At 66.3% G+C, this 6,545-nt stretch carries 9 protein-coding genes and 1 pseudogene; 4 read left to right on the plus strand and 6 right to left on the minus strand.

Features of this window, described 5'->3' with window-relative positions; translation table 11 throughout:
• Positions 1 to 18 precede the first annotated feature (18 nt).
• Genes AX750_RS15825 through AX750_RS15835 form a run of 3 tightly spaced genes read right to left on the minus strand, consistent with a single transcriptional unit; the run spans position 19 to position 1,890 of the window.
• Positions 19 to 282 (minus strand): cyclic nucleotide-binding domain-containing protein, encoded by a 264-nt coding sequence (locus tag AX750_RS15825; RefSeq protein WP_067254685.1) that lies wholly within the window; start codon positions 280 to 282, stop codon positions 19 to 21.
• An 11-nt stretch (positions 283 to 293) separates the two neighbouring features.
• On the minus strand, positions 294 to 1,601 hold the full coding sequence (locus AX750_RS15830; RefSeq protein ID WP_054211119.1) for an MFS transporter: 1,308 nt from the start codon (positions 1,599 to 1,601) through the stop codon (positions 294 to 296).
• A gap of 10 nt (positions 1,602 to 1,611) precedes the next feature.
• Positions 1,612 to 1,890, minus strand: a complete 279-nt coding sequence (locus tag AX750_RS15835; RefSeq protein ID WP_054211120.1) for a metal-sensing transcriptional repressor — start codon at positions 1,888 to 1,890, stop codon at positions 1,612 to 1,614.
• 107 nt (positions 1,891 to 1,997) lie between these two features.
• On the opposite strand from AX750_RS15835, the gene AX750_RS15840 reads away from it, so the two are divergent.
• The 3 genes and pseudogenes from AX750_RS15840 (at position 1,998) to AX750_RS15850 (ending at position 3,871) form a co-directional block, all read left to right on the plus strand.
• Positions 1,998 to 2,384 (plus strand): hypothetical protein, encoded by a 387-nt coding sequence (locus AX750_RS15840; RefSeq protein WP_054211121.1) that lies wholly within the window; start codon positions 1,998 to 2,000, stop codon positions 2,382 to 2,384.
• Between the two features lie 141 nt (positions 2,385 to 2,525).
• Positions 2,526 to 3,170: pseudogene (locus AX750_RS15845) on the plus strand (HupE/UreJ family protein).
• A 20-nt stretch (positions 3,171 to 3,190) separates the two neighbouring features.
• Positions 3,191 to 3,871, plus strand: coding sequence for a hypothetical protein (locus AX750_RS15850; RefSeq protein WP_054211123.1), 681 nt, complete (start codon positions 3,191 to 3,193; stop codon positions 3,869 to 3,871).
• A 76-nt stretch (positions 3,872 to 3,947) separates the two neighbouring features.
• Here the strand turns inward: AX750_RS15850 and AX750_RS26930 are convergent, their stop codons facing one another.
• Together AX750_RS26930 and AX750_RS15855 are read right to left on the minus strand one after the other, a co-directional pair.
• Positions 3,948 to 4,211 (minus strand): GDCCVxC domain-containing (seleno)protein, encoded by a 264-nt coding sequence (locus AX750_RS26930; protein WP_082365457.1) that lies wholly within the window; start codon positions 4,209 to 4,211, stop codon positions 3,948 to 3,950.
• 5 nt (positions 4,212 to 4,216) lie between these two features.
• Complete coding sequence (locus tag AX750_RS15855) at positions 4,217 to 4,633, minus strand: mercuric transporter MerT family protein (RefSeq protein WP_054211124.1); 417 nt, start codon at positions 4,631 to 4,633, stop codon at positions 4,217 to 4,219.
• Positions 4,634 to 4,698: 65 nt separating this feature from the next.
• Here AX750_RS15855 and AX750_RS15860 point away from each other — a divergent pair, with 65 nt between their 5' ends.
• On the plus strand, positions 4,699 to 5,193 hold the full coding sequence (locus tag AX750_RS15860; protein WP_082365455.1) for a helix-turn-helix domain-containing protein: 495 nt from the start codon (positions 4,699 to 4,701) through the stop codon (positions 5,191 to 5,193).
• On the opposite strand, the gene AX750_RS15865 is transcribed toward AX750_RS15860, so the two are convergent.
• On the minus strand, positions 5,146 to 6,545 hold a 1,400-nt coding region (locus AX750_RS15865), incomplete at its 5' end, for an efflux RND transporter permease subunit (protein WP_197426556.1). The two genes, AX750_RS15860 and AX750_RS15865, sit on opposite strands and share 48 nt — an antisense overlap.

Genomic DNA, 6,545 nt, shown 5'->3' on the forward strand with positions numbered 1-6,545 from the left:
GTCACCTGCAAAATGCCCTTAGCGTGTATTAATGTAGAAATGACCACAGAGCCCCATGGCGTCGCAATGGTAGCGCTCGGCGAAAAGTGAGGCCTCGGCGAAGCGCTCTTCCGGCCCAGCGGTGAACAGCGCCGTCTCACGGCCATCGCCGCCGAAGCGCACGAGCCTGACGCGTCCCGTGCGCACCATAAAGAAGCCGCGCGTTTCGTCCCCGGCCGCAAACAGCGTCTCGCCTGCGGCGAGATGTCGGATAATAGGAACGATTTCCGATAGTGGGCCCATGCTCAAGCCGCTCAGCCGCGCGTCGGCCAGGCAAGATGATTTCGGTCGATCACGAAGGCATGCCGATGCCGCCTGCCCGCACCCGCCAGATGCGGATGGTCGGCTTCGAGGCCGGGATGCTCGTGTTCGATCTCGTCGGGATCGCCCGCCGGCCAGACACGCAAGGCGATCGCCAGCGCCAGCCCGGCGATGATCGCCATCGCCACGAATGTCGCGGGCAAGCCGATCGTCGCGCCCAGCCAGCCCGCCGCCGGGTAGGTTATCAGCCAGCAGGCATGCGAGAGGGCGAATTGGGCGGCGAACAGCGCCGGCCGATCCTCCGGATGGGCAGAGCGCCGCAAAAGGCGACCCGACGGCGTCTGGGTCAGGCTGTAGGAGAAGCCGAGCGCGAACCAGAGCGGCAGCAGGACGGAAAAGCCGGGAACCAGCGTGCCCAGCATCAATAGGACCGGAAGCGCAGCGCCGGCAATCAACATCAGCCTGCGGTCGTCGAGGCGGTCGAGCAGGCGCGGCAGCGCGAAGGCGGCCGTCATCGAGCCCGCGCCGAACATCGCCAGCGCGAGCGCGGTCGCCTGCTGCGTCAGGCCATAGGTCGCCTGAACCAGAACCACCGTATTGACGATGACCATGGAGCCTGCCGCCGAGACGGCGAGGCTCAGCGCCAGCAGCCCGCGCAGCCGTGGCGTCGCGAGGTAAATCCGCAGGCCCCGCGTGGTGCGGTCGTAGACGCCACGCGGCTCGCCGGGCTTCGGGTTCGGCAGAATGACAGACACGACCAGCGCGGCCGAGGCGATGAAGCCGATGACCGTGCCGGCGAAGAGGTTGTGGAAGCTGATCACGGTCAGCAGCAGCGCCGCTAGCGCCGGGCTCAGCAGGCTCTCCAGATCGTAGGCCAGCCGCGAAAGCGAGAGTGCCCGGGTGTAGTCCTTCTCATCGGGCAGGATGTCGGGAATCGTCGCCTGGAAGGTCGGCGTGAAGGCGGCCGAGGCCGACTGCAGCACGAAGATCAGCATATAGACCTGCCAGATCTCCGTGACGAAAGGCAGCAGCAGCGCCGCGGCCGCGCGAACGAGATCGAGCCCCACCAGCATGCTCCGGCGCGGCAGGCACTCAGCGAAGGCGGACGCGATCGGCGCGACGCCGACATAGGCGATCATCTTGATGGCCAGCGCTGTGCCGAGCACGATGCCCGCATTCGCACCCGCGAGATCATACGCGAGAAGACCTAGCGCGACCGTCGCAAGGCCGGTGCCGACCAGCGCGATGACCTGCGCGAGAAAGAGGTGGCGATAGGTCCGGTTGGCGAGGATAGCCAGCATGGGGTGGGCCCTAAAGGTATTTCGCGATGGCCTTGAAGGCGTCGACCACCTCGCGCTGCTTATGCGGCAAGGGCCCGACGACTTCGTCGAGGCAGTGGTCGAGATGGTCCTGGATCAGGGTCTTCTTGGCCTGCCCGATCGCGCTCTCCACAGCCTGCAATTGCTGGGCGATGTCGAGGCAGGAACGACCGGCCTCGATCATCTCGATAACCTTGCGCAGGTGCCCGTCGGCCCGCTTCAGCCGCTTGACGATGGCGGGATGGGTCGCGTGGAGATGGCTCTCGGACATGGCTTTCCGTATCCTCCTGGGTAGGATACGTCAATGCGGTCACGTGACTCGTCGTTCGTCGTCTCCAGTCAAATTGTCGTCAAGAAGAAGGGCTCTACGCTCTGCCCATGTCGCGCCGCCGCCTTCGAGCCGGGTTCAGCCTCGTCATCGCCCTCGCGATGGCGCTCTGCATGACGCTCTCGGCTGCGCACGTCTCTGCCGGGCACAACGCCTACGCCATCGCGCAGGCCGAGGTCTTACGGCATGCGGAACTCGCCGCTTCGATCGCCGAGCACGGCCATGCCCATGAAGAGGGCGAGCCCGACGAGCGCTTGCCAGGCCATGTCCATGGGCACAATACCGCCGACCATGTCCACGAGACGGCGGATGTCGTCGGCCTGATCCAGCTCGGCACGCCGCGCTTCGTGCGGACCCCGATCCGGCACGAGCATCGGCGATCCGCCTCGGAGCGACCCGGCGGTCTGGAACGCCCGCCTCGATCCGCCGTCGCCTGAACTCAGCGCCGCGCTCGCGGCAGCCTTCAACGACGAACCATCGGATCAGTCATGCAACCACCTTCCACCGGAGGGCGGCGCCTGCTGCGACAAGCAGCCTTGCGCCTGCTCCTTTCCCTCGTACTGGCGATCGTCCTGGTTATGCCGGGCATCGATGCGGCGCTGGCCCACGCCGTAGCCGAGGGCGACAAGGGCTACATCAAGGAGATCACGGGGGTGAACCTGCTCCCGTTCGTCTATCTCGGCGCCAAGCACATGGTGACGGGCTACGACCACATCCTGTTCCTGTTCGGGGTGATCTTCTTCCTCTACCGCCTCAAGCACATCGCGCTCTATGTCAGCCTGTTCGCGATCGGCCACTCCACGACCATGCTGCTCGGCGTCTAGTTCAACGTCGGGATCAACAGCTACCTCATCGACGCCATCATCGGGCTGTCGGTCGTCTACAAGGCGCTCGACAACATGGGCGCCTACCAGCGCTGGCTTGGCTTCCAACCGAACACCAAGGCGGCGACGCTGATCTTCGGCCTGTTCCATGGTTTTGGTCTCTCGACCAAAATACTGGAATACCAGATCTCCCCGGACGGGCTCATCCCGAACCTGCTCGCCTTCAATGTCGGCGTCGAACTCGGCCAGCTCACGGCGCTCGGCATGATCCTGATCGTCATGGGCTACTGGCGGCGCACGGCCAGCTTCTGGCGTCATGCCTACACCGCAAACGTCTGGATGCTCACCGCCGGCTTCGTGCTCGTCGGCTACCAGCTCACCGGCTATTTCGTTTCCTGAACCCCAAGGACACACGTCTCATGTACAACACCGACATCCCGACCCGCGCCGAACTGCCGACTAACGCCCAGCTTCTGCGCTCGACCGCCATCGCCATCGTCGCGGCGGCCGGCATCCTCGTGACCATCGTGCTGCCCGCCGAATACGCGATCGACCCCACCGGCGTCGGCCGCATGCTCAGGCTGACCGAGATGGGCGAGATCAAGACCCAGCTCGCAGCCGAAGCCGAGGCCGACCGCCTGAAGGACCTCTCCACGACGCCGATTCAACCGGCCCCCGCGACGCCGGCCCCGGACCAGCGCTCCGGCCTGCTGACCACGCTGGCCGGGCTCCTCGTCTCGCCTGCGCAGGCCGGCGAACGGCTCGATCTCGCCCAGGCCGAGAAGACCGACGAGACCGTGATCACGCTCGATCCGACCAAGGGGACCGAATACAAGCTCACCATGGTCAAGGGCGCAAAGGTCACCTTCGAGTGGAGCGTCAAGGACGGCGTCGTCAACTACGACATGCACGGCACGCCCGGCCCCGGCGCCAAGGAGAAGAGCTACAAGACCGGCCGCGCGGTAGCGGGCGATACCGGCGTGCTGACCGCCGAATTCGACGGCGGCCATGGCTGGTTCTGGCGCAACCGCGGCACGAAGCCGGTGACCATCATCCTGCGCACCAAAGGCGCCTATGCCGAGATCAAGCGCATGAGCTGACGAGGTTCCAGCCGGCCTGCGAGAACGCGGGTCGGCCGGCAGGCGCGAACCGAAAACAGCTCGCTTGGGCGCAGACCTAAAATCCGTCCCCGGAGCCGGTTCGCGCCGCGATCCGAGGCGCACAGCAGCCCGCCGCTGACGGCTGTCCATCGCTGGCGGCCTGAATCGGCGGACAGGGCACGTCGCCATAAGAGCAGAACACGCAGCAATCGCCTTCAAGCGGTCGCAGCAGTACTCCGCAGCTCTTGCATTCGTAGAAAAACCAGCAGGCGTCCGTCGGCATCGTCTCAGTCGCCTGATGGGCGCAGCGAGGACAAGTCAGAGTCGATTCAAGCTGCATGAGGATCACCGCGTCAGCTTGAGCAGGGCCGGCTCGATATAGGGCGACCAGACGAGCGCCAGCCCGACGACCAGAGAGCCGAAGCCGAGCAGTCCGATCGTGCGGCGGGATGTTCCTGGCTTGGCGCATGTGTCGCCATCACAGCTCGGCCTGCGCCTTCGCCAGAAGAAAAAAGCCCAGCCGAGAGCCAGCATACCCGCAGCGCCGGCAATAAGCAGCGGCCGGATATCGGCCAGGAAGGCAAGGCCGCTGAAGACCGCCCCCGTCGCTCCAAGTCCCGCGAGCGCGATCGGCAGCACGCAGCATGAGGATGCGACCAGCGCGCCGATCCCAACGACCGCGCCCGTCCCGGCCAGGAGGCGCGTGGATGGCGCCGGGAGAGGCTCCGTCGTGCTCGACTTTCCGAGTTCCGCGCTGAACATGAATGGTGCTCCGTTTCGATCCATGGCACTCTGCCTCCCGTAGCCACTACGGGATCAAGCCACATATGCTCACAAAGGCGCGAGGCATCGCCGCGGGACAGCTTGCACAAGCCGCAGGCGTCAATCTCGAGACGGTCCGCTACTATGAGACTATCGGGCTGATGCCCGCGCCGCCGCGCACGTCGGGCGGCCATCGCGTCTACGACGACGCCCATGTCAGGCGGCTGGCCTTCATTCGCCGAGGCCGCGAGCTGGGGTTCAGCATCGACGAGATTCGCGCCCTCCTGATCCTGAACGACCCCCGCCATGGCTCCTGCGCGGAGGTCAAGGACATCGCGTCGACGCACCTCACCGAGGTGCGTCGCAAGCTCGCAGACCTGACGAGGCTGGAGAGTATCCTCGCCGCATCCGTCGCGCGCTGCACCAGTGAGCCGCTCGCGCCATGTCCCGTGCTCGATATGCTCGGACCCGAAGCGTCGTCGCCTGACGCCGCCTTGAAGACGCTTGATCGCTCACTGGACGGGCTCAGACACGATCGGCGAACTGGCGACCGTGCCTGAATTGGCGCCGCCATCCGTCGGATGACGGCCGGACAGCCCAGCCGCCGCCGGCAGCCCCCAGCCCTTGACCAGCCCGTAGATCGCCGGGATCACCAACAGCGTCAGCACGGTCGAGGAGACCATGCCGCCGATCATCGGGGTGGCAATGCGCTGCATCACCTCCGAGCCCGTGCCGGTGTTCCAGAGGATCGGCAGCAGGCCCGCCATGATCGCGATCACGGTCATGATTTTTGGCCGAAGCCGCTCGACCGCGCCGAGCATGATCGCGTCGCGAAGATCGGCGCGGGTGAAGGCTCGTCCTTCCGCCGCGCAGCGCGCCCGCACCTCCTTCAGGGCCTGGTCGAGATAGATCAGCATGATCACGCCGGTCTCGGCCGCGACGCCCGCGAGCGCGATGAAGCCGACCGCGACCGCCACCGACATGTTGAAGCCCTGCCACCAGAGCAGCCAGATTCCGCCGACCAGCGCGAAGGGCAGCGACAGCATGACGATGAGCGTCTCGGTCAGCCGGCGGAAGTTGAGGTAGAGCAGCAGGAAGATGATCGCGAGCGTCACCGGAACGACGATCTTCAGCCGCGCCTCGGCCCGCTCGAGATATTCGAACTGGCCGCTCCAGGCGACGCGGTAGCCGGCCGGAAGCTGGACGGCCTGCGCGATCGCACCTTGCGCCTCGCGGACATAGCCGCCGAGATCGCGCCCGGCGATGTCGACGAAGATGTAGATCGCGAGCTGGCCGTTCTCGGTGCGGATCGTGGTCGCGCCGCGCTTGCGCTCGATCGTCGCGACCTCGCCCAGCGGCACCGAACCGCCCGACGGCATCGTCACCTGGACCTCGCGCGCGATCGCCTGCGGATCCGAGCGCAGGTCGCGCGGATAGCGGATGGTGACGCCGTAGCGCTCGCGGCCCTCGACCGTCGTGGTGACGGTCTCGCCACCCAGCGCCATCGTGACCGCGCCCTGCACGTCGCCGACCGAGAGCCCGTAGCGTCCGAGCGCGATCCGGTCCGGCACGATGTCGAGGAAGTAGCCGCCGATGACGCGCTCGGCATAGGCGCTGGTGGTGCCGGGCACGTTCTTGAGCACGGTCTCGATCTGGCGCGAGACGCCTTCCATTTTGGTCAGGTCGTCGCCAAAAACCTTGACGCCGATCGGGGTGCGGATGCCGGTCGCCAGCATGTCGATGCGGGCGCGGATCGGCTGCGTCCAGGCGTTGGAGATGCCCGGGAACTGCAGCGCCTTGTCCATCTCGGCCCTGAGCGTGTCGGATGTGACGCCGGCGCGCCACTGCTCCTGAGGCTTCAGGTTGATGATGGTCTCGAACATCTCGGTCGGGGCCGGATCGGTCGCGGTCT

This window comes from Methylobacterium sp. CCH7-A2 (assembly GCF_001557075.1).
Taxonomy (GTDB): domain Bacteria; phylum Pseudomonadota; class Alphaproteobacteria; order Rhizobiales; family Beijerinckiaceae; genus Allobosea; species Allobosea massiliensis.

Bases quoted from the DNA above. Each gene is read 5' to 3' on its own strand.
- AX750_RS15825 (WP_067254685.1), bottom strand. From the start codon at position 282: ATGGGCCCACTATCGGAAATCGTTCCTATTATCCGACATCTCGCCGCA.
- AX750_RS15830 (WP_054211119.1), bottom strand. From the start codon at position 1,601: ATGCTGGCTATCCTCGCCAACCGGACCTATCGCCACCTCTTTCTCGCG.
- AX750_RS15835 (WP_054211120.1), bottom strand. From the start codon at position 1,890: ATGTCCGAGAGCCATCTCCACGCGACCCATCCCGCCATCGTCAAGCGG.
- AX750_RS15840 (WP_054211121.1), top strand. From the start codon at position 1,998: ATGTCGCGCCGCCGCCTTCGAGCCGGGTTCAGCCTCGTCATCGCCCTC.
- AX750_RS15850 (WP_054211123.1), top strand. From the start codon at position 3,191: ATGTACAACACCGACATCCCGACCCGCGCCGAACTGCCGACTAACGCC.
- AX750_RS26930 (WP_082365457.1), bottom strand. From the start codon at position 4,211: ATGCAGCTTGAATCGACTCTGACTTGTCCTCGCTGCGCCCATCAGGCG.
- AX750_RS15855 (WP_054211124.1), bottom strand. From the start codon at position 4,633: ATGTTCAGCGCGGAACTCGGAAAGTCGAGCACGACGGAGCCTCTCCCG.
- AX750_RS15860 (WP_082365455.1), top strand. From the start codon at position 4,699: ATGCTCACAAAGGCGCGAGGCATCGCCGCGGGACAGCTTGCACAAGCC.